Raw genomic sequence first — 22,033 nt, 5'->3', positions numbered from 1 at the left:
CTCGGTACATGGCATTATTTGTCTCGCCGATGGTCAAGGCTGTGGCGCGTCGGTCACAGTGTTGGAACGACACCCTGGTTCGGGGAAGTGGAAGGTTTACAGCAATGGAGGTGGCAAGTAGGCGGAATGTCAGTCGCTGGCGATGAATCAGGCCCGTTTATTATTGGTCAGGAAGCCGGCCTCAATATTGGGTTTCACGCCGTTGTGGCGTTGAAATCCATCATCCCAGCCAGCTTCCCAGGCGGCGATCAGAACGTCGTTTTCGTAGGGGGGTGAGTCAGCTTCCTGGCCCATCAGGCCAGTCATATAGCCTTGCTGATAGGCTTTGTTGAGCGTTTCTAGCGTCCAGTGCATGGTTTCCAAAGACCCTGTCTCCCTGTGATCGATCCGAACATCATACGATGATCCGTATCTTAACCGGGAATTGGTTCACATTTTCAGCAATAAAGGAAAAAATGTGAACCACGTCACAATATTTAGGTCGATTGGTTAACAGTAATGGTTTGAACTACTGCCGTAAATACGATGCCAAAAACTCGTCGAAATGGCCTTTGTTGGTGGCTTCCATCCGCGCTTGCTCGTCCAGGCTGCGTTGAGCTTCGGTGGCCCGGAGGGACTGTTCATCCGAATTCAGAGCCTGGGCAGCCAGGCTCTGGCGATGCTGTTCGGCCAGTTCCTGTGCGGCCTGGCGAAAGGATCCGCGATCTTTAATCAGTTCCATAAACCGGGCTGAAGGCGTCAGCGAGACGTCATCGATTTTCGCCAGTTGCTTCGCCACAGCCTGTTGATAACCTTCACCGCCGAGCAGGGCATCCATTTCCACAGCGAGTTCCAGCATGGATTTCAACACCTTGTGGCCCTGATCACGCAGCCTGACCGATTCCCCCTGAATACTCAGCGTTAGCTCAGGGTCGCGCCCGAAAGCAGCAACATTCAGGTTGTTCTGGCGCAGTTTAAAGCACTCTTCCTTGGGCACCAGGCTGTTGTCCTGTACCAGGCACCAGAACAGGAACAGGTCGACGAACACCATGCGTTCAGTGTCTACACCCAAGGGGGTAAAGGGGTCGATGTCGAGGCAACGCACCTCGATGTACTCGACACCCCGTTCATTCAAAGCGTGTATGGGTTTTTCACCACTATGTGCTACCCGTTTGGGGCGCAGGTCGCTGTAATACTCGTTCTCAATTTGCAGTACGTTGGCGCTGATCTGACGATAATCATCTCCAACTTTGGTGCCCAATGCCTGGTACGCCGGATAAGGCGTGTGAATGGCGTCGGTCAGGGTTTCTGAATAGGTTTGCAGACTGTTAAAGCACACATAGAGGCTGCTTTGGGCGTTATTGGAGTAGCCCATATCGCTCATGCGCAGTGTGGTCGCGTAGGGCGAGTACAGTGTATCGTCGCCCAGGGCGATCAGTTCATTGTGCCCTTTGTGACCAAAGCTGCGGTCAATGGCCGGTGACGCGCCAAAGAGGTACAGCAATAGCCAGGAATGGCGGCGAAACCCGCGGATCAGCGCAAAATACTCATCATTGATAAAACGCTGCAGGTTCCCTTCCCAGCCAGACCGCTGAGCCCAGTCCTGCCAAAATTCGGTTGGCATCGACCAGTTATAGTGCACCCCGGCGATGGTCTGCATGACCCGGCCGTACCGGTGCCAGAGGCCATGGCGATAGATCGTTTTCAACCGACCGACGTGGCTGCTGCCATACTGGGCGATGGGAATATCGGTTTCAGCTGGCAATACCGATGGCATGCTCGAGGGCCAGAGTTGCTCGTTGGGCAATTGGGTGTAGGTAAACCGGTGCAATTGGGCCAGTTCATCCAGAGCCGCCTCGGGCCGGTTATGAACCGAGGTAATGAACTCGAGCAATGATTCGGAATAATCAGTGGTGATCGACGGATGCGTCAATGCGGACCCCAGAGCCCTGGGGTGTGGGGTCTGCGCCAGGTGCCCTTCACCATCGACGCGCAGGGTTTCCCGTTCGATACCGCGATTAAAGTGCAACCAGTCGGGGTTTAGATCGGCCAGATGGCCCAGGCGAGTCAGCGTTGGCAAAGAAATATCCTCAAAAAACAGTCACGGTGGCGCAACCACCCAAGGCTCCCAGAATTGGGGCAAGCCAAAAAAGTTCAAGCAGCGGTTGGCGCTGCATTTCTGCCAGGCGGATCGTCAGGCGCACCTGACAATCCTTGGATAACCTGAGGCGACTTCAGCGTAAGTTCAAATTCATGACACCAAATGACTGTAGCAGGCCATACCGAGCCGTCGATTACAATCGACCGCCTTTTTTCTTCATGGCTTCCTGCAGCAACGACGCCATGGCGGTTTGCCCGCCAGGCGCTGCTGAACTTTGGGTTTTATCCCGGCGCGGGGCTGAGTTGCGGCGGTTGTTGCTGCCGGTGTTCTGGTCGCGGTCTGCGGGTTGGGCTTCATCGTCCAGTCGCATGGACATGGCGATCCGATTGCGCGCCACGTCGACATCCATGACTTTGACTTTGACAATGTCACCCGCCTTGACCAGCTTGGACGGGTCATCGATAAACTGATGGCTCATCGCCGAGATGTGGACCAGGCCATCCTGATGCACGCCAACGTCAACGAAGGCACCGAAGTGCGTCACGTTGGTGACTACGCCTTCCAGCACCATGTTCTGGCGCAGGTCTTTAATGGTTTCGACGCCGTCCTGGAATTCGGCGGTCTTGAATTCAGGGCGTGGGTCTCGACCTGGTTTTTCAAGCTCTTGAAGAATGTCGGTCACTGTGGGCAAGCCAAAGATGCCATCCACATATTGCTCGGCTTTGATCGAGCGGATGAACCGGCTGTCACCGATCAGGGCCGATACCGCCCGGCCGGTATCGGCAACAATGCGCTCGACTACCGAATAGGATTCCGGATGCACGGCCGAGCCGTCGAGCGGGTTATCGCCGTTCATGACTTTCAGGAAGCCAGCCGCCTGTTCAAAGGCCTTCGGGCCCAGACGACTAACGTCTTTCAACTGCTTGCGATTCTTAAAGGCACCCGCAGCGTCCCGATGCGCGACGATGTTATTGGCGATAGTACTGTTCAGCCCCGATACCCGGCTCAGCAAGGGTGCTGACGCCGTATTGAGGTCGACACCGACACCGTTCACACAGTCTTCCACCACGGCATCGAGCTGACGCGCGAGCGCCAGTTGCGAGACATCGTGCTGGTACTGGCCGACACCGATCGACTTGGGTTCGATTTTCACCAGTTCCGCCAGTGGGTCCTGCAGACGACGGGCAATGGAAATGGCACCGCGAATGGTCACGTCCAGATCCGGAAACTCGCGTGCTGCAAACTCGGAGGCTGAATAAATGGACGCACCGGATTCGTTGACCAACAGCGCCTGGGCGTTGAGTTCAGGGTGGGATTTGAGTACGGCTTTGACAAAGCGTTCGGTCTCCCGGCTGGCGGTGCCATTACCAATGGCGATCAGCTCGACGTTATGTTTTTTGCACAACGACACCAGCATCTGCTCCGATTCACGTATTTTATTCTGCGGCGGTGTCGGGAACATGGCGCCATGATCGAGCACCTTGCCGGTGGCATCAACCACCGCGACTTTAACGCCGGTGCGCAGGCCCGGGTCTAACCCGATGGTGGCCTTGGGGCCAGCCGGTGCTGCGAGCAGCAGGTCTTTCAGGTTCTTGGCAAACACATCGATGGCGGCTTTTTCCGCCGACTCGCGCACCCGGTTAAACAGGTCGGTTTCGATGTGGGTCAGCAGTTTTACCCGCCAGGTCCAGCGCACCACCTCGCCAAGCCAGGCGTCGGCGGCACGGCCGTTGTTTTTGATGTCGAAGTGCTCGGCGACGATGACTTCACCTTGACTGGCACCACGCGGTTCTTCGCCAGGCAATACCAGCGACAGCTGCAAGAAACCTTCGTTGCGACCCCGGAACATGGCCAGTGCGCGGTGGCTGGGTGCCTTTTTGATGGCTTCGTTATGCTCGAAGTAATCCTGAAACTTGGCGGCTTCGTTTTGTTTGCCGTCGATCACACGCGCCTGCATCTCACCGTGGTGCCACAGGTATTCGCGCAACTTGCCGATCAGGCTGGCGTCTTCGGCGAAGTGCTCCATCAAAATGTAGCGCGCGCCATCGAGTACGGCCTTAGTGTCGGCAAACCCAGCGTCTGCGTTCAGATAAGATTCGGCTTCACCCACCGGGTCGAGCGTCGGGTCATGGAACAGGGCATTGGCCAACGGCTCCAGCCCGGCTTCGATAGCGATCTGGCCCTTGGTGCGGCGCTTCTGTTTGTAGGGCAAGTACAGGTCTTCAAGTTCGGTCTTGGTCGCGGCGGCTTTGATGTCGCGGCTTAGGCTATCGGTCAGCTTGCCCTGCTCTTCAATGCTCGACAGAATCGCAGCACGCCGGTCTTCCAGCTCGCGCAGGTAGCGCAACCGCTCTTCAAGATTACGCAGTTGGGTGTCGTCCAACCCACCGGTGACTTCTTTACGGTACCGGCTGATAAAAGGCACGGTAGCGCCTTCATCCAAAAGGGCCACGGCCGCTTTAACCTGGGCGTCGGCGACCTGAAGTTCCTGGGCAATACGATGTTCGATGCTGATCATAAGACGATGACTCGGTGAAGCGTAACGGGAAGCACGCATCATTAGCCAAAGCCGCGCCCATTTCAAGGCCAGTGTAATCAGGCTAAAGCCTTGATTTATAAATAAAACAACGATGGGGATGGCCCACCCGGTGGTTGACGGTTACACCCGGTGGCCTGCACGGGCTCGTGCCACAAAAGAAGACCAAGCTACGAAAGTCAACCGAGCCACAGAACCACAGGTTGCCTGAGGCGATACCGAACCGCATAATCGCCCGTGCCATTTTTGCCATGAGGTCCGCCGTGCGCGACCACCCCCACCGCGACGATATTGACGCCAGCCTTGATCTGTTGCTTGACCAGACCCCATTGATGGACGTTCGTGCGCCCGTTGAATTTGAACAGGGCGCTATTCCTGGCGCGGTTAATGTGTCCATTCTGGATGATGGCCAGCGGGCAGCCATAGGTACCAGGTACAAGGAAGCGGGTCAGGAGGCGGCGATTGAACTTGGACTGGAATTGGCCACCCCGGCTATCCGTGACGCGCGTATGGAGGCTTGGTCTCGTTTTGCCCGGCAGAACCCCAATGGATATCTCTACTGTTTTCGGGGCGGGTTGCGCTCCAATACGACTCAGGCCTGGATGCGTGAAGCGGGTATTCATTACCCGCTAGTGCGTGGTGGCTATAAGGCCCTGCGCCGGGTTTTGATTGATGCGTTCGATCAGCGCCTAGCGACTTGCAAGTTGCAGGTGCTGGCAGGGCCGACTGGCAGTGGCAAGACCGAGGTGATACAGGCCTGGCCCGTCAGTCTGGACCTTGAGGGCCGGGCCAACCACCGGGGCAGTGCCTTTGGTGCCACCTTTACACCGCAACCGGCGCAGATTGACTGGGAGAATCGGATCTCGCTCGACTGGGCGCGCCTCGATATTCATGGTGACACACCGGTTCTGGTCGAAGACGAGGCGCATTTGATTGGTCGCATTCATGTCGTGCCCGAGCTGCATGAACGGATGCAGTCGGCGTCCGTTATCGTGCTGGAGGCGCCAATGCAGGAGCGGGTCGAACGGTTACTGGATGACTACGTGAACCATGCGCTGGCGCATTTTCGACAGCAGCATCCGGAGAGTCCCTGGCCTTTGCTCGGCGACTATGTGAGCCAGAATTTGCAGCGCATCCGCAGACGTCTGGGTGGCCTTCGTCACGACCAGTTGCAACAGGCCGTGCCGGAGGCTGTTGAAGCGTTGGCTGGCAACGACGACCCGGGCGGTTTTCACCGCATCATAGAAACCCTGTTGACGGATTATTACGACCCGATGTACCGCTATCAATTGAACAGCCGCGATGCCCAGCCCCTGTTTCGTGGTGACCGGGCTGCCGTGCTCGACTGGCTGGGCCAGCACCAGTATGTTTGACCGCGACCTGGTTCTGGTCGGCGGTGGTCATGCGCATGCATTGCTGATTCGCCAACTGGCGATGAAGCCCATTCCCGGGGTGCGGGTCACCCTGGTCTCGGAATCGACCCTGACGCCCTATTCCGGCATGCTGCCGGGCCTGGTCGCCGGGCATTATCAGGTTGATGAAGTACACATCGATTTGAACCGCCTGTGCCGCTGGGCCGGTATTCGGTTTATTCAGGGCCGGGTCACCGGGCTGAATGCCGCGGCCAAAACGCTCTTCGTGCAAGACCAGCCAGAGCTATCCTACGATAAGGTTTGCTTTGACACCGGGTCCACCCCCGACCTGAGTCTGCCCGGCGCGCGCAGCTTTGCGGTTGGGGTCAAGCCGGTGAGTCGGTTTTACGCCAAATGGCAGCACTTGTCAGACACCTGTGACCCGCAACGCACTGACGACACCCAGCACTGGGGCGTGGTCGGTGCCGGTGCTGGCGGTGTGGAACTGGTGTTGGCTATGGCACACCGGCTCGGGCCGGACAGTGACATTCAACTGCACCTGATTTACCCCGGCGACACCATTCTCAGCGGTTACCCCTGGCGTTCTATCCGGGCCGCAGAACAGGCGTTGCAACGCCATAGCGTGCATTGTCATTCCAATTTCCTGGTCAGCGCTGTCAAAAAAGACGGGCTGGTAGCGGTCAACGGCAACGCCCTGTCGCTCGACCAGACCGTCTGGTGCACCGGGGCTGCCGGGCCGGACTTTCTGGCCAGGAGCGGGCTGGACATCACTCCGGGCGGGTTTATCGCGGTGAACCGGTTTTTGCAAAGCACCTCTCAACCGGATGTTTTCGCCGCCGGTGACGTTGCCAGCATGGTGTTCGACCCACGCCCTAAAGCCGGTGTTTACGCCGTCAGGCAGGCACCGTTTCTGTACGAAAACCTCAGGCGTGCCTTTGCCAGTCAGCCTATGAAGCCGGTTCGGCTGCAACGGCGGTTTTTGTCGCTTTTGTCACTGGGTGATCGACGGGCCGTGGGTCACCGGGGCCTCTTTGTCGCCAGTGGCCAGTGGGTCTGGCGCTGGAAAGACCGCATCGACCGAGCCTTCATGGACAAGTTCCAGACCCTCGGTGCCCCGGTCATGATGGCGGCCATGCCCGGCGAGGCCGCCGATATGCACTGCGCCGGCTGTGGCAGCAAGCTCGGCCCGGCCATACTGCATGATACGCTCAGCACCCTGCCCCGCAGCGACCGGCCGGGCCTGACCCCGGCACTCGACACCGCCGAAGACGCCAGCCTCTGGCAACCCACACCGGGCCTGGCTCAGGTACAGAGTCTCGATGGTTTTCGCAGCTTCAGTGACGACCTGTATCGCTTCGGCCAGGTCTGCGTCAATCACGCCCTGAGTGACCTCTATGCCATGGGTGCGCAGCCGGTCTCGGCCCAGGTCTGGATCAATCTGGCGCACGCCCACCCGCGCCTGCACAAGGCAGATTTCCGGCGGCTGATGCAGGGCATCCACCGAGCCCTGAGCGACCAGCAAGTAGCGCTCGCCGGTGGTCACAGCACCGAAGGTGCGGAAACCCACGTCGCCGTGGTCGCCAATGGCGAAGTCGACCCGGCTCGGGCCTGGCGCAAAGCCGGTGCCCAACCCGGTGATGTGCTGATCCTCACCAAGGCACTCGGAACCGGTGTGATCTGGGCCGCCGATGCCGAGGCCCGGGCACCGGCCGAGGCCATTACCGCCGCCTGGAACAGCATGCTGATCAGCCAGAAAACAGCCTGGGAGGCACTGCGCAACCTGAATCCCCACGCCGTCACCGACGTGACCGGCTTCGGCCTGCTCGGCCACCTGCTGGAGATGGTCGGCACTGAGGATCTATCAGCCTACCTCACCCTCAACGCCATCCCCGCCTTGACCGGCGCCCGGGACTTGCTTGAGCGCGGCTATCGCTCCAGTCTGCACCCCCAGTTACTGCCCTACACCCTGGAATGCAGCGGCCTGGAATCCGTCAGCGAGACTGATATCGCCCTGCTAATTGACCCCCAAACCTCAGGTGGGCTGCTGGTCGCCCTGCCTCCGAATCAGGCCGATAGCCTCCTGAGCCAGTTACCGGATGCCCGGGCTGTTGGGCACATTGCCCGGCGCTCGGATAAGAAAGTGGTTGTAGGCTAGCCTATGAGCTCTATGCTTCAATCGAAAACCACAGCCGTCACGGCTACGCCGTCCCCCTATCTCTAGCTCTCTCCCCCCAAGGGTAGAGAGAGAACTGGATTGTGTAGCACCACTATTACCGCACCCGCACCCGCACCTGTATCTGAATCCGGTCGCTCTGGCCGCTTTGGTCAACCAGAACGATCTGATAGCGGTGCAGCGGTTCAAGGGCCAGGTCCAACTCGGGTTCCTGAGTTGTTAGTTGTTCGCCGTTCAAGTACCAGTGAAACGGAGGTTGGCCGCCCTCGGCCCAGAGTTCGAGTGCGATGGCCTGGCCCGGGTCGACCAGCAGGCGGGTGCCGTCTGAAGCGCCTTTTAAAGCCAGGGGTTGCCGGGCGGCCGGGACCAGTTGGGGCGGGCAGCGTGGGTCGATACCGGGCAGTCGTTCGCGGCTGCGCCAGTCGGCCTTTAGCCAGCCTTGCACTGGCGCGGGCCAGAGGGCGATCTGAGTCCGGGTGGCAGGCAAGTCGCAGCCGAGTGGCACTTGCAGACCCGATTCAGGGTTGAGGTTCAGGGGTGTGATCGGCCGATTGAAGCTCAGACTGGCATCGCGGCTCTGCATCCAGGTGGCGGGAAAGGTGCCGTCCAACACCCAGGCTTCTCGGGGCTCATCACACAAGGCCCCGGTTTCAGGTCGACCGCTGGGCCAGCAGATTGTTTCGCGGGTCACACTGTTGGGTTGGGCGGGCAGCGCCGGGTTGTCGCCCCCCATGGCGGCGATTTGCACCAGTAACGGCACGGCGGTCTGACGGCCGAAGTGACTGGGCAGTGCCGAGCCGTCCGGCTGCCCCACCCAGACCCCCATCGTGTGATGCTGGCTGACTGCCAGCGCCCAGCTGTCACGATTGCCATAGCTGGTGCCTGTTTTAACCGCCAGCCCGGGCAAGGCGTTGTCGGCATCCAACAGAGTGCGGCGGATGATCCAGGCAGCACCGGCTGACATCAGTGGGCTTTGAATACGGGGTTCATCGGGTGTCAGGCGCGGTTTGATGGTCTGGCCATCGCGCCCAAGGGCCGAATACAACCGCACCAGACTTTCCAGAGAAGTGCCTACGCCCCCCAGCGCTACCGCCAGACTCGGGCGTGTGTTGGCAGGCAGCTGGAGTTCGCCACCGGCCTGTTGCAGGGCCAGGTAAAAACGCGCCGGGCCAATCTGCTCCAGCACCTGCACCGCCGGCAGGTTCAGGCTCTGTTGCAGGGCACTGGCCAGGCTGACCGGGCCGCTGAAACCGCCGGTAAAGTTCACCGGCCGGTAATCGCCAAACCGCAATGGCACATCGAGCAATAAGCTGGCGCTGTGCACCAGCCCCAGGTCCAGCGCCTGGCCGTAAATAAAGGGCTTCAGCGTCGAACCGGGAGAGCGAATCGCGGTGATCATATCGACATGGGCGGCCCGCTCCGGATCGTTGAAATCAGCCGAACCTACGTAGGTGCGAACCAGGCCGGTGCGGTTGTCCATGATCATTACGGCCGCCGAAACCTGACGATCAATAGCTTGAACATAAGCCGGCACCAGCGCTTCGACCTGGCGTTGCCAGTCGAGGTTCAGGGCGGTGCGATGGGTTCGTTCCGGCGTGGCGTCCGCTGCGGCGGCGTCGACCAGACGGCGCGCCAGCAAGGGGGCGGTCTGGTAACGCTGAATCGGCACAGCGATAACGCGCTCTTCCCGGGCATCGGCCACCATCTCGGCTGACCAGACTCCCTGGTCTGCCAGGCGTTGCATCAGTTTGTTGCGGGCCGCTTCGGCGCGCTCCGGGTGGCGGTCTGGCCGGTATCGGCTGGGTGCCTGGGGCAATACCGCAAGCAAAGCCGCCTGAGCCCGGGTCAGATCCCGGGCGGGATACCCGAGATACGACAGCGATGCCGCCTGGACGCCTTCCAGGGTGCCGCCGAACGGCGCGTGATTCAGGTAATAGGTAAGAATTTCGGCCTTGCTGTAATGCCAGTCGAGCTGCAGGGCGCGGATCATCTCTTTCAGCTTGCCGGTTAGCGTTCTGGGTTCCGCGTAGCGTAGTCGGGCGACCTGCATGGTCAGCGTTGAACCGCCGGAGACCACCTCGCCATACCAAACCGCCTGACCGGCAGCGCGGATCAGCGCAAACGGGTTAACGCCAGGGTGACGGTAGAAGAACCGGTCCTCGTAGCCCATCAGGGCTTCCAGATAGTAGGGCGACACCTCCGCCAGTGTGATCGGGTAACGCCAGACGCCCTGGGCATCGGCAAAGGCTCGCAGTAGTTGGTCATCGGCGGTGGTGACGACCTGACTGCCGGGCCGGGTTGTCAGATCCACCGGGGCCAGGCGATCAATCACCACCAGCAACCCAAAGAGCAGCCCCAGCAGCACGACAGGGCTCGCCAGTACGACGAGCCATCGGCGCTGCCGGAGCCGGGCCAGCCAGTTCATCAGCGTGGCAGAACTACCAGGCGTCCGGGTGAGCGACCCAGGCTCTGGATATCCGGCCGGTACATGTCTTCCACATAGGCACCGGGAATGGCGTAGTCACCCGGCGTAACCGCGCGCGCCAGGTAATACAGCACCTGGCCCTGCCATTCGTTCACGTCGAGCGCGGCGACATAACGGTCATCGCGGACCTCTTCGTAGGCAATGCGGTTGCGGAAATACTCACCGACGGAATCACCCTCGATGCGAACGTCGTCGAGATTGACGCTGGCATTGGCCAGGTTCTGGTTTTCAATCTCCAGCCCTGCTGGCAGCAGGTCAACCAGTAAGGCCTCCGGTACCCGGGCCTCGCTGGTGACCGACAGCCGTACGATCACCAGATCGCCGGTGGTCAGCGGCTCGGTAATGTCGAGCGGTTCACCCTGAATACCGAAGGTGTCGCGCTCTATTCGCAATGTCTGCGCATAGGGCTCGGGCGCTTCGAGCGGCGCACCGCTGTAGACCAGACTGGCGAAAATCGCTTCGTTACCGGCTTCAATGCCGCGCAGGCTGGCTAACTGTTCGCCATCAATCAGGGTATTGAAGGCGCCTTTCCGGTCGAGATGCTGATCCAGTGCATCGAGCTTCAGGGTGGCCTGCCAGGGTTCCGGGCTGGCCGAGAATTGCAGGGCCAGCCCGGCCAGGGCAATGCGTTCCTGGGTGCTGAACCACTGCTTTTCTCGCAGCAGGTCGGGTACCCGTTGCCACAAATCACCGGCGTCGAAGTCGTGCTCAAGGGCGAGCGCGAGCGACAGGGCGGCGTCGCGCAGCGGGCTGCCGTAGTCGCTGTAATAGCGATGACGGCCGCGTTCAACGGTAATGCCTTTCTCGGCGGCGACGGCCGCGCGTTGGGTATCCCCCTCGGCTTGCAGGGCGACGGCCAGTTGCATCCAGCCCAAGCCGGACTGGTCATAGTCGCGCTCCAATGCCTGGTCATGGAGACGGCGCAGGTCGCTCAGCGAGCCGATGCCCGCTTTTGACAGCACCAGGGCGGCATAGGCACGCACGGCAAATTGCTGGTAAGCCGGGTCGTCACTCCAGCCGACAACCCCTAGCGAGCCGCGTAACTGACCTTGCAGAACGATCAACGCCCGGTCCAGCCGGTTATTGTCGACCGGTATGCCTTGCTGGCGCGCATCGACCAGCAGATCGGCCGCATAAACGGTGCCCCAGTGCGACTCCACAGACCCCGAATCCCAATAGCCAAAGAACCCGGACTCCTTCTGCTTGGCCAGAACACGGGCCAGGCCGGTTTCAATTTGGGTACGACGGAAGGCTTCGGTATAGGGCTCATCGAACCGGCTTTCCAGGGCCTGCACCAGCCCCAGGTCTTGCGCTAGTTGCGGGTCGATCAGCAGCCAGGGGTAGGTCGAGCTGATGGTTTGTTCCAGACAGCCATAGGGATAATGAAGCAGCGAGCGCAAGTGTTCGGCGAAGTCGATGGCGGGCCGGTTCGACAGCGTCAACTGGGCCTGAACGGTCGAGGCGATCAGGTCATCCGTGCGCGGTTCTGGCTGCCACAGAGTGTTGGGTTCGATGCGGGTACGCTCGTAACGGGTCTGCCAGGGGTGGGCGCTGCGTACGCCGAGCGACCAGTTGCGGTTAATGTCTAGGTCGTCGCCATTGCTCAGGCGTACCGCAATGTCGCCGGTGCCGGTCTCGTATCCGGCAGCCAGCGGAATGCGCAGCGTGGTTTTTTCACCGTCTTTCAGCGTCAGGCTGTTACCGGGTTCTGTGGCACTTATGGCACCGCCGATGGCCACGTCCAGCGTCAATGTCTGGTCAGTACCGGAAAGATTGTGAACATCGAGCGCGAGTGTGCTCTGGTCGCCAAAGGCCATAAAGCGTGGCAATGCTGCTTCAACCACCAGTCGGTCGGCGACCTGTGTCTCGGTCTCGGTGCTACCAAAACTGCGGTTGCCCCAGGCGACGACCATCCATTTCAGCCGGCCATTGAAGTCGGGTAGGTCGAAACTGACCTCGGCTTTGCCGTCGACGAATTCGACGGGTTCCGACAGGTAAGACAGGATGCGCACATCGCTTTTCGGCTCTTCGCCGCCGCGCGACAGGGCATCGTCACTCTCGGCAAAGCCACCGCCGAAGCGCTGGCGCACCATGTCGAGCCCTAAATTATTGATGATGCGGTGGTACACATCCTGATACTGGGCTTCGAATCGTCGTGGCGAGAAGAAAAACTGCTCGGGTTGTGGTCGCTGGTAACGGGTGATGTTGAGCACGCCCATATCGACCAGGGCGACGGTGGCGTAGAGCCGCTGGTCGGCAAAGTCTTCGGCATTTTCAACGCTTAACTGAGCGGTAATCGGCCGGTTGGGCTCAATTCGGTCCGGTGCGCCGACCGTTACCTCAAATTCACGATCCGGCCGCTGCATGGGCAGGTGAACCAGCCCCAGGGTGCGCTTCGGGGCGACTTCTGTCACCTGGTCGGCCGGGGTCAAAATCATCACCGAAACATACAGGTCATGCCGGTTCCAGTGGGTGTCGGTGGGCAGTGTGATTTCCGATTCACCGGCGTCGATGTCCTGATGAGTCGAGTACAGCACGCCAGCCTGGCTTTCCACGTTGATCAGGGCGCGGCCTTTAGCCGGGGCAACCAGGCGTAGGGTGGCCATTTCGCCCGGCTGATAAGCATCCTGATCCAGTGTCAGTGGAATCTGATCGGGTCTTACCACGGAGGAGGCGGCGTCGCTGTAGCCACTGTACTGGGTGCGGAAATAATGCACCGACCGGGCGCCATCGGCATGGGTGACGTGCAGTTCATAGTCGCCCCACTGCACCGGCATCTGTATCTCGGCGCCGTCTTCGGTCACGGTTATGGTACGCGATTCGGTGACATAACGATTGGCGTCATACTGCCAGCTCCAGCCGCTATCGTCGTCGAACCACCAGTAATATTCGCGATGGTCCCGGAACAGCTGGACTTTCACTTCACCATCGATGGCCTCGCCGTCTTTTGCCAGCGCAAAGACTTTAAAGCCGACATCGGCGTTGGCTGCGGGGCGGCCCTGAAACAGCGGTTCGATACCGACCAGGGTCTCGAACGGCGGCATCAGCACCAGTTGCTGGTTGCGGGTAACTGGTCGGCCGCCGGTTTCGTAGAGGCTACCGGCGATATTAAAGGCCAGAGGTACATCGACGTTGCTCCAGGCATCGGGCAGGGTCAGTAGACCGGCACCGGTGTCGTCCAGGGTTGTAGCCGTCAGGCTCAGGGTATCGTTGTCCAGCGCCTGGCGGGCATCGCCAACGGTGAGGTCGGGCCAGTTTTCAAACACCCGGGTGGTCGGTCGCACCGTAGCCAGGGCGTCTACTTCATTGCCCGCGGCCGGAGCGCCGTAGAGATAGTCGCCCTGAACGGGAATGCCTGCCGGTAGTTCCGTCAGGCGCGGCATGCGGTTGGTGCTGCCCGGGAAGAACGACAATGTCATTCGTTCAGGAAGGAAGGTCTCGACCTGAAAGCTGTATATTTCGCGCTGTACCGCCCGGTCAGGCTCTACGATCCATTGCCAGGTACCGGTGGCGGCATCGTCCGGCAGGGTCAGGCTGTGCTGGTAAAGACCAGAGGGGCCTGCGCGCCAAACCGTCTCTTCCATTTTGCGGCCGCGGGCGTCGTAGAGATGCGCTTCGAGTGACGGGTTGGCGATGGGCTGGCCGTCGTAGTCGCGGCGCAGCATATTGATGTGCACCTCTTCACCGGGCCGGTAAAGATCTCGCGGGCCGTAGAGAAAGCTTTGCTGGTCGCGGTGGCGTTTGGTGACGTTGCTGTAGGCTGATAGATCCAGCGCCGCCCGGTCGAGGCGAACATAGCTGGTCTGGTTGCCCTGGCGGGCGACAATGAGCCGGGGCCGGTCATTGGTTTTCAGCCGGTGCTGGCCCTGTTCATCGGTGCGGGCCACTTGGGTGTAGCCGGATCGGTTTTGCTCGTGCCAGTAATAGGTGAGTTCCACGTCTTCCAACGGCTCTCCGCTGCCTATGGCGTTCAGTTGCACCAGAATTTCACTGCCATAGAGGCGGGCATGGAGACCGATGTCCGACAGGGTAAAAAAGCGGGTATCAAACTGGTAATCGTAGTCTCCGGGCTGGCGCAACACCGCCACAAAAAAACCGCTGTCATGGTCATTGAGCACCGGGTCCAGGTTCAGGTTAACGCTGGTGCGGGTGTTGCGACGCGGGTCCACAGGGTAGCGGGCGGTATGTTCCAGGTCGGCGTAGGCATTGAGTTCATTGAGCGTCGAGTAATAGGTGCGACCGGAATAAAACGTATAGGCCAGAAAGGCTTCAAGGCGGTCGTCGCGAACGCGGAACACATCCAGTTCGACTTCGCTCTGGTTCACTACCGTAACCGGCAACCCATTTTGAATATCCCCGACCAGAAACTCGCCCTGGCTGGCAAAGCTGGCCGAGGCGACCATGGGCCGGGTGGTGATCCGCCACTGGTCTGACCGGCCGTTGACGGCCGCATCGGCGATCACCGGTTCGGTGGTCAGGCGTTCGTCGCTGAGCGAACGGGGCGTGCCGGTGATGCGAATCTGATAGCTGGTGCTGGGTTCAACAAAAGGCAGCGTCCAACTGACGCCGCCGTCATTGCTGATCCAGTAACTGCCGTCGGCCGGTGCTGGCTGCACACTGACATAAGCCTCCAGTTCCGACTGCGGATCCAGTGCATCGGTGAACCTAAGCGTTAGCGCCGGCGCACCCTCATATTGGGATTCAAACACCGTCGAGACGTAAAACTCCGCCAGTGCAGGCTGGGAAAACGCCAGCGCCAGCAACCACAACAACGCCGCACCGGACCAGCGCGACACAACAGATCCTTTCATCTCAACAATCCTTGAATTTAAGTCGGACTTTGGAGTATACCCAAAGTGTTGAAGAAAAAACGCCGTACCAACAAACTCCAGATTGACACGACACCGGGCCAGGGAACCGATAATACCCATGACGCTACAACAACAGCTCGACGATCTGTATCAAGCTGAATCCCGCCGGGTTCAGGCCACCCTGATTCGTTTGCTCGGTGATTTCGAGCTGGCCGAGGAAGCAATGCAGGAAGCCTTTTTCGCCGCACTGCATCAATGGCCGAAGGAGGGCCTGCCGGACAACCCTACCGCCTGGCTGATTCGAACCGGTCAGCGCCGTGGCATAGACCAGATTCGAAAGCGCCAGACCGCCCGAAAATACCAGCAATTGGCTGACACTGAAGAAGCTTTCGACCCGGAAACCGACAACGATGCGATCAGCGACGATATGCTGCGGCTGATCTTCACCTGTTGCCACCCAAGCCTGACCCCGGATGCGCAACTGGCGCTGACGCTCAGGGAAATGTGCAGCCTGACCACCGAGCAGGTTGCCAGTGCCCTGCTGCAAAAACCCACGACCGTGGCGCAGCGCATCGTTCGCGCTAAAAACAAGATCCGCACGGCGGGCATTCCTTATGAAGTGCCGGAACGCAAAGCACTGCCCGAGCGACTCAGCAGCGTGTTGAAAGTGGTCTATCTGATGTTCAACGAAGGGTATTCCGGCAGCGATGGTGAGCAGGTGGTTAAGGTCGATCTCGCCGAAGAAGCCATTCGCCTGGCCCGCCAACTGGCAGAGTTGTTACCCGACGCAGAAGTCTGCGGCCTGCTCGCGCTAATGGTGTTCCACGACGCACGGAAAGCCGCGCGGCAGGACGACAATGGTGATCTGATCACCCTGGAAGACCAGGACCGTTCACTCTGGGATGCCGACCAGATTGCCATCGGTCGCCAATGGTTAAACCGGGCTGCAGCGGCCTCACCGGCTGGCCCCTATACATTGCAAGCCGCCATCGCCGCAGCCCATGCCGAGTCGGGCGATGCCGACCACACCGACTGGCACCGGATCGTCGCGTTATACGAGGCGCTCTACCAACAGATTCCGTCACCGGTTATCGCCCTGAACCGGGCTGTCGCAGTGGCGATGCTCGATGGTCCGGCAACCGGCCTGGCATTGCTCGATCAATTGGAAAGCCAGAAAGCTATTCAGGCCTATTACCTCTATCACGCTGCCCGTGCGGATCTGCATCGGCGCCTGGGTAATCACAAAGAGGCAATCGATGCCTATCAACGCGCATTGGCGTTAACACAGCAGGGTCCCGAGCAGCGTTTTTTGAACCGGCGCCTGAGTCAGCTTATCCGCCCCGAGTAAAAGCGGTTCGGAGTTTGGGTTGGTTGTCATTGGATCGTGCACGCCACCGGGTACGCCTATCCGGGGTCGGCGTAGATCCATCCATGGAGCCTAGACCGCAGCATCCATGCTGCGGACTACCCCGGACAGACGTACCCGGCAGCCTGCACTTGGTCTGTGGCTAACCAGAATCCTGAATTGACGAAAATAATTGGCGACCCTGTCGATTTGTTCTTTGCTTGCACGACTTGGAAATGAACTAACCACAAAGGGAGCTGCCACCATGAAATACATGCTAATTCGCAAAGCCGATGCCGACACTGAAAACGGTGTTATGCCATCCCAGTCGTTGTTGCAGGCCATGGGTGAATATAACGAACGGTTGCAACAGGCTGGTGTGCTTGAAACCGGGCAAGGGCTGACACCGAGTCGGGAAGGGTGTCGTGTCGAATTTAAAGACGATGAGGCGATGGTCACCGATGGCCCCTTTGCAGAAAGCAAAGAACTGATCGCGGGCTATACCATGCTGAACGTTCGCTCGAAAGAAGAAGCCATTGAATGGGCCAGACAATGGCCGCCTGAAGATGCCGATAACGGGCTTTGCCTGGAATTGCGTCGTGTTTATGAAATGGCCGATTTCGAACCCGGGGCAGGGCTTGATACCCACTTGAAGCTAACGGAGAAAATGGCCCGGCTGCCCAGCGGGCTTAACATTCACCTGTCGTTCCAGGGCAATTGCCGTGAGGCCCTGACCTTTTACGCTGAGGTGCTTGGCGGTGACCTGGAACCCTTTTTTACTCACGGCGAAAGCCCGGATAAAAGTCCGTTTCCGGCCAGCTGGAGCGACAAGATTTTGCATGGTTCGGTAAACCTTGGTGGCCGCCGGTTGATGGGCGCTGATATGCCCGAAGGCGACTACAGCCGCCCGCAAGGCGCCATGGTGCAGCTGGATTATCTGGATCCAACGCGGGCGGGCGACATCTTTGCAGGCCTGGCCGAGGGTGGCAATGTGATTATGCCGTTCGATCAAACCTTCTGGGCTTATCGTTTTGGCATGGTGACCGACCGGTTCGGTATTGGCTGGATGATCAACTGTACTAATAAACCCGAATAAAAACCTCGCTCAAGGAGCCTCAGATGAAATACGTCGCTTTGGTGTATTACCCGGAAAGTACCATCAACGCCATGACCGAACAGGAATGGCATGACCTGAATCAGGAATGCATCGGTTGCGTGGAACGGCTCAGCAGCCAGGGTAAGTTTCTGGCCGGGCAGGCGCTGCACCCGGTTGAAACCGCTACGACGGTGCGGGTGCGGGATGGCGAGGTACTGATGTCGGATGGCCCCTTTGCGGAAACCAAGGAGCAGCTCGCAGGTTTTTATCTGCTGGATGCGGTCGATCTGAACGAAGCCCTGCAACTGGCCAGCCGCATTCCGCCAGCGAAACTTGGTAGCATTGAAGTACGGCCGGTACGTGAGTTACCACCCAAAGACTGAGAGGAGAAGCATCATGAGTTATATCGATGGATTCGTAGCGGCCGTGCCCACGGCTAATAAAGAGCGGTATATTAAACACGCCACCGAGGCGGCGGAGGTGTTCAAGGAGCATGGTGCCCTTAATGTCATCGAGTGCTGGGGCGATGATGTACCAGATGGCGACGTTACATCCTTTCCGATGGCGGTGCAGTGCAAGCCGGATGAGACCGTGGTGTTTTCCTGGATTGTTTGGCCTTCCAAGTCGGTTCGAAATGTTAGAATGGCCAAGGTGATGGCCGACCCTCGCCTTGGTCCCGATGTGAACCCGATGCCATTTGATGGCAAACGGTTGATTTATGGCGGCTTCGAGCGAGTGGTTGATCAGTAGGCGCGCTGGCGGTTATTTTGGGCGCCCGCGTTGAAAATGGGCATAATGTCCAGCCTGATTAACCCAACAGAGATCGCTATGCCTGCTACCGACACACCACCTCTTCGTCGTAAAACGCCACTTACTGTTCATCTGGCGACCGCATTCCTGATTTTTGTCGCCGGGACTTATCTGAACGAACAGATTCCCCGGACATTGGTGACGTTCTACCTGGTCATGAGCCTGCTGTGTTACGCCGCCTACGCACTGGACAAAGATGCCGCTCAAAATGGTCGCTGGCGCATCGCCGAAAACAGCCTGCATCTGCTGGCCTTGTTTGGAGGCTGGCCGGGCGCCCGGATTGCCCAGCACAGGTTCCGGCACAAAACGCAAAAAGCGGCGTTTCGGCGGGTCTTCTGGATAACGGTGGGTCTGAACATAGCCGGATTTGTCTGGTTGATGACCCCGGACGGATCAGCGGCGCTGAACGGCTTGTTGACCGAGCTTTATCGGAACTTGCCCTGACATCGTTGGTTAAGCGGGCGCTCCAATGCGGGCACGAATTTCCCAGAGATCGGGGAAGACCGGTTTGAAAAGCGTGTTCATTAGATACTCGGCACCGCTTGAACCACCGCTGCCCATTCGGGTGCCGATGGTTCGCTGCACCATTTTGACGTGCCGGTAGCGCCACTCCTGCAATCCTTCATCCAGATCGACCAGCAGTTCGCACAGCGATGCCAGCTCGTGATCGGTCTGGTAAATCGTCAACAAGGCTTCCTGTGCCTGGGCGTTGGCTTCTGTAGCGGCGGTGGGTTCCGGTTGGTTCACAGCGTCCGGAATCGAATAACCCCGGCGCGACAACAATTGCATAAACACCTGCCATAGCGAGCGGTTATGGTAGGCGGTTTCCAGCATCTTCCGGCCGACACTGCCTTCCGGCTGAAACGTCAGTGGCTGTGGCCGTTTGTGCCCCAGTGCAAACTCAATCGCCCGGAACTGATAACTCTGGAAGCCGCTGGCGGTATCGAGCCGGCTACGAAAGCTTTCGAACTCAAGCGGCGTCATGGTTTCCAGAATATCGATCTGAGAGACCAGCGTTTTGAAGATCTTCAGAATACGCTTCAGCGTATGGCTGGCCCGGGGCAGCGCATCCTCATCCAGCAACTCCGTCAAAAACCCAAGTTCATGACGTACCTGTTTAAACCAGAGCTCGTAGGTCTGGTGAATGATGATGAACAGCATCTCGTCGTGTTCTGCAGGGTCAGATTTGGGGTGTTGCAGGTCGATGAGGTCATCGACTTCCAGGTAGGCGGCGTAGGTCAGCATAGGGGCTCTTTATGTTGATGGTTAGTCACGGGATCCTAACCGGATTCATACCCTGGCGCACGACGAGGACTGGTTGAACAGAGTGTTACCCGGTGGAAGGCAGGTTGTACGAAAGTGTTACCAGGGTGGCAAGTGGCTCAAGGTAACCATCGTATTCCGTATTCCGTAGGAGGGGTAATCCCCTGGGCGACCGATAGAACAACAAACCACCGTCACCAACCACAGCCAAGCGCGTCATTCACCGGCCCCGATCCTCCCCGTCGCCCAGAGGACTAGCCTCCTACTAAAACAACCCAGGCCTGCGTAGCGCTCGATTTTTCAGGGCTGTAACCGCTGGATTGTCCATACATTGCCCTCACGCTGATACATAAAGCGGTCGTGCAACCGGCCGCTGCGGCCCTGCCAGAATTCGATGCGCTGGGGCACGACACGGTAGCCACCCCAGAAAGCGGGTCGCGGGATTTCTTCATGGCCAAAGCGATCCGTCATTTCCTGATAAGCCTCATCCAGGGCGTCGCGGGATGAAATGCCCTGGCTTTGATGGCTGGTCCAGGCACCGATTTGGCTGGCCCGGGGGCGGGAGTGAAAATAGGCTTCCGACTCCGCTTCGCTGAGTTTTGTAGCCTCTCCGTACACGATCACCTGACGTTCCAGTGGCAGCCAGGGAAAATGCAGGCTGGCTTTGGGGTTGGTGGCCAGGTCGCGGCCTTTTTGGCTGTCGTAATTGGTGTAGAACACAAACCCTTCTTTGGTGAGGCCCTTCAACAGAACGACACGCTGGCTTGGCTGGCCGCTGGCATCTACGGTGGCCAGTACCATGGCTGTTGGGTCCGAATTCAGACCTGCATCCACGGTCTGGCTCATCCAGTGCTCGAACTGCGCCAGAGGGTTGGCGTCGAGATCTTCCCGGTTCAGGCCGCCTTGCAGATAATCGCGTCGAATGTCCTCAAGTTTCATCGTTCTCTCCTGAAAAAGGTCTGGTGACTAGTGCACTAGAGAATCCGCTTCAGCGGGTCTGGCACTGCGGGCAGTAAAAAGTGCCGCGGTTGCTGATGCGCAGTTCGCGTACCAGCGTTTGGCACCGCAGACAGGGTAATCCGGTGCGCCCATACACGTTGAGCGACTGGGTAAAATAGCCCGGCTTACCATCCCCGCCGACAAAGTCGCGCAGCGTTGTGCCGCCCTGGCTGATCGCCAGCGCCAACACTTGCTTAATGTTGCTGACCAAGCATTCGCACTCTTTACGGGTAATGCGACCGGTTGCCTTGTGCGGGTAGATGCCGCTGAGAAACAGCGCCTCATTGGCGTAAATGTTCCCAACGCCCACCACAATATGCGCATCCATGATAAAGGTTTTGATCCGGGTCGTGCGTTTGCGACTTTTTTTGAATAAATAGTCGGCCGTGAACTCATCGGTGAGTGGCTCGGGGCCAAGGTGCGCTATCAGCTCATGCTCGGCGATCGGGGCCTCGGTGTAGAGCCAGGCGCCAAAACGACGCGGGTCGTTGTAGCGTAGGCGCACACCATTATCGAGCTCAACGTCGATGTGATCGTGCTTGCCGGGCGTCGGGTCATCGAGCAACACCCGCACACTGCCCGACATACCCAGATGCACAATCAGCATGCCGCGCTCCAGCTCGATCAACAGGTATTTAGAGCGCCGATGAGTAGCGAGGACGCGCTGGTCCTGAACCTGTTGCGGCAATTCCGGCGGCACCGGCCAACGCAGCCGGGCGTCACGCACTGTAACCCGACTGATGCGTCGGTTCAGAATGTGCGGTTCAATGCCGCGCCGGGTGGTTTCGACCTCAGGTAATTCAGGCATGGGGGATCCTATCGATTGAAAAAGGCTATCACTCAAGTTTCGGAGTTCGCTCAGGAGACTAGCACCGGGTGCGGGCCAATACCTTTGAGATGACCCGAACTCCGAAACTTGAGTGATTATACACCGTTCGGCCGGCCGGTCCGGCAAGCAATAGGCACAAAAAAGCCGGAGGCGATTTCGGCTCCGGCTTTTTTAGACTCAGTCGATCAGCCCTTCATGGATTTGAAGAACTCGTCGTTGGTCTTGGTCTGCTT

The 22,033-nt window shown here is 59.1% G+C and carries 15 protein-coding genes; 7 read left to right on the top strand and 8 right to left on the bottom strand.

Annotated elements, in window-relative coordinates; all coding sequences use genetic code 11:
- Positions 1–147: 147 nt before the first annotated feature.
- From WEB54_RS01500 to WEB54_RS01490, 3 genes are all read right to left on the bottom strand, one after another.
- On the bottom strand, positions 148–354 hold the full coding sequence (locus tag WEB54_RS01500) for a hypothetical protein (RefSeq protein ID WP_368052991.1): 207 nt from the start codon (positions 352–354) through the stop codon (positions 148–150).
- Between the two features lie 154 nt (positions 355–508).
- On the bottom strand, positions 509–2,059 hold the full coding sequence (gene gshA, locus WEB54_RS01495) for a glutamate--cysteine ligase (RefSeq protein WP_368052880.1): 1,551 nt from the start codon (positions 2,057–2,059) through the stop codon (positions 509–511).
- A 214-nt stretch (positions 2,060–2,273) separates the two neighbouring features.
- On the bottom strand, positions 2,274–4,598 hold the full coding sequence (locus WEB54_RS01490; protein ID WP_368052879.1) for a Tex family protein: 2,325 nt from the start codon (positions 4,596–4,598) through the stop codon (positions 2,274–2,276).
- A 281-nt stretch (positions 4,599–4,879) separates the two neighbouring features.
- On the opposite strand from WEB54_RS01490, the gene mnmH reads away from it, so the two are divergent.
- Positions 4,880–5,989, top strand: coding sequence for a tRNA 2-selenouridine(34) synthase MnmH (mnmH, locus tag WEB54_RS01485; protein ID WP_368052878.1), 1,110 nt, complete (start codon positions 4,880–4,882; stop codon positions 5,987–5,989).
- Positions 5,982–8,144, top strand: coding sequence for a selenide, water dikinase SelD (gene selD, locus WEB54_RS01480; protein WP_368052877.1), 2,163 nt, complete (start codon positions 5,982–5,984; stop codon positions 8,142–8,144). The genes mnmH and selD overlap by 8 nt, the downstream gene beginning before the upstream one ends.
- Before the next feature lie 115 nt (positions 8,145–8,259).
- Here the strand turns inward: selD and pbpC are convergent, their stop codons facing one another.
- Together pbpC and WEB54_RS01470 are read right to left on the bottom strand one after the other, a co-directional pair.
- Positions 8,260–10,587 (bottom strand): penicillin-binding protein 1C, encoded by a 2,328-nt coding sequence (gene pbpC, locus WEB54_RS01475; protein ID WP_368052876.1) that lies wholly within the window; start codon positions 10,585–10,587, stop codon positions 8,260–8,262.
- Positions 10,587–15,458 (bottom strand): alpha-2-macroglobulin, encoded by a 4,872-nt coding sequence (locus WEB54_RS01470; RefSeq protein ID WP_368052875.1) that lies wholly within the window; start codon positions 15,456–15,458, stop codon positions 10,587–10,589. Before WEB54_RS01470 ends, pbpC begins: the two co-directional genes overlap by 1 nt.
- Positions 15,459–15,576: 118 nt before the next feature.
- Between WEB54_RS01470 and WEB54_RS01465 the strand changes: the two genes are divergently transcribed.
- The 5 genes from WEB54_RS01465 to WEB54_RS01445 all read left to right on the top strand — a co-directional run bounded on the left by WEB54_RS01465 (position 15,577) and on the right by WEB54_RS01445 (position 19,153).
- Positions 15,577–16,806: an RNA polymerase sigma factor gene (locus WEB54_RS01465; RefSeq protein WP_368052874.1), complete on the top strand. Its 1,230-nt coding sequence runs from the start codon at positions 15,577–15,579 to the stop codon at positions 16,804–16,806.
- Positions 16,807–17,068: 262 nt separating this feature from the next.
- The gene (locus WEB54_RS01460) at positions 17,069–17,899 is read left to right on the top strand and encodes a YciI family protein (protein ID WP_368052873.1); all 831 of its coding nucleotides are present in this window, start codon (positions 17,069–17,071) and stop codon (positions 17,897–17,899) included.
- 23 nt (positions 17,900–17,922) lie between these two features.
- Entirely contained in the window at positions 17,923–18,282 is a 360-nt protein-coding gene (locus WEB54_RS01455; RefSeq protein WP_213678969.1) for a YciI family protein, read from the top strand.
- Positions 18,283–18,295: 13 nt separating this feature from the next.
- On the top strand, positions 18,296–18,649 hold the full coding sequence (locus WEB54_RS01450) for a DUF1428 domain-containing protein (RefSeq protein ID WP_368052872.1): 354 nt from the start codon (positions 18,296–18,298) through the stop codon (positions 18,647–18,649).
- A gap of 78 nt (positions 18,650–18,727) precedes the next feature.
- Complete coding sequence (locus tag WEB54_RS01445) at positions 18,728–19,153, top strand: DUF1294 domain-containing protein (RefSeq protein ID WP_368052871.1); 426 nt, start codon at positions 18,728–18,730, stop codon at positions 19,151–19,153.
- Between the two features lie 9 nt (positions 19,154–19,162).
- Here WEB54_RS01445 and WEB54_RS01440 read toward each other — a convergent pair whose 3' ends face one another.
- The 3 genes from WEB54_RS01440 to mutM all read right to left on the bottom strand — a co-directional run bounded on the left by WEB54_RS01440 (position 19,163) and on the right by mutM (position 21,779).
- On the bottom strand, positions 19,163–19,954 hold the full coding sequence (locus WEB54_RS01440) for a tryptophan 2,3-dioxygenase (RefSeq protein ID WP_368052870.1): 792 nt from the start codon (positions 19,952–19,954) through the stop codon (positions 19,163–19,165).
- 318 nt (positions 19,955–20,272) lie between these two features.
- Positions 20,273–20,911, bottom strand: a complete 639-nt coding sequence (gene pdxH / locus WEB54_RS01435) for a pyridoxamine 5'-phosphate oxidase (protein ID WP_368052869.1) — start codon at positions 20,909–20,911, stop codon at positions 20,273–20,275.
- Positions 20,912–20,960: 49 nt separating this feature from the next.
- Positions 20,961–21,779: a bifunctional DNA-formamidopyrimidine glycosylase/DNA-(apurinic or apyrimidinic site) lyase gene (mutM, locus tag WEB54_RS01430; RefSeq protein ID WP_368052868.1), complete on the bottom strand. Its 819-nt coding sequence runs from the start codon at positions 21,777–21,779 to the stop codon at positions 20,961–20,963.
- Positions 21,780–22,033: the final 254 nt, after the last annotated feature.

Origin of the sequence: Saccharospirillum sp., assembly GCF_040881935.1 — a bacterium.
GTDB lineage: Bacteria > Pseudomonadota > Gammaproteobacteria > Pseudomonadales > Natronospirillaceae > Saccharospirillum.
Note: the sequence above shows the minus strand (reverse complement) of the source record. Positions and strands in the feature narration are given on the sequence as shown.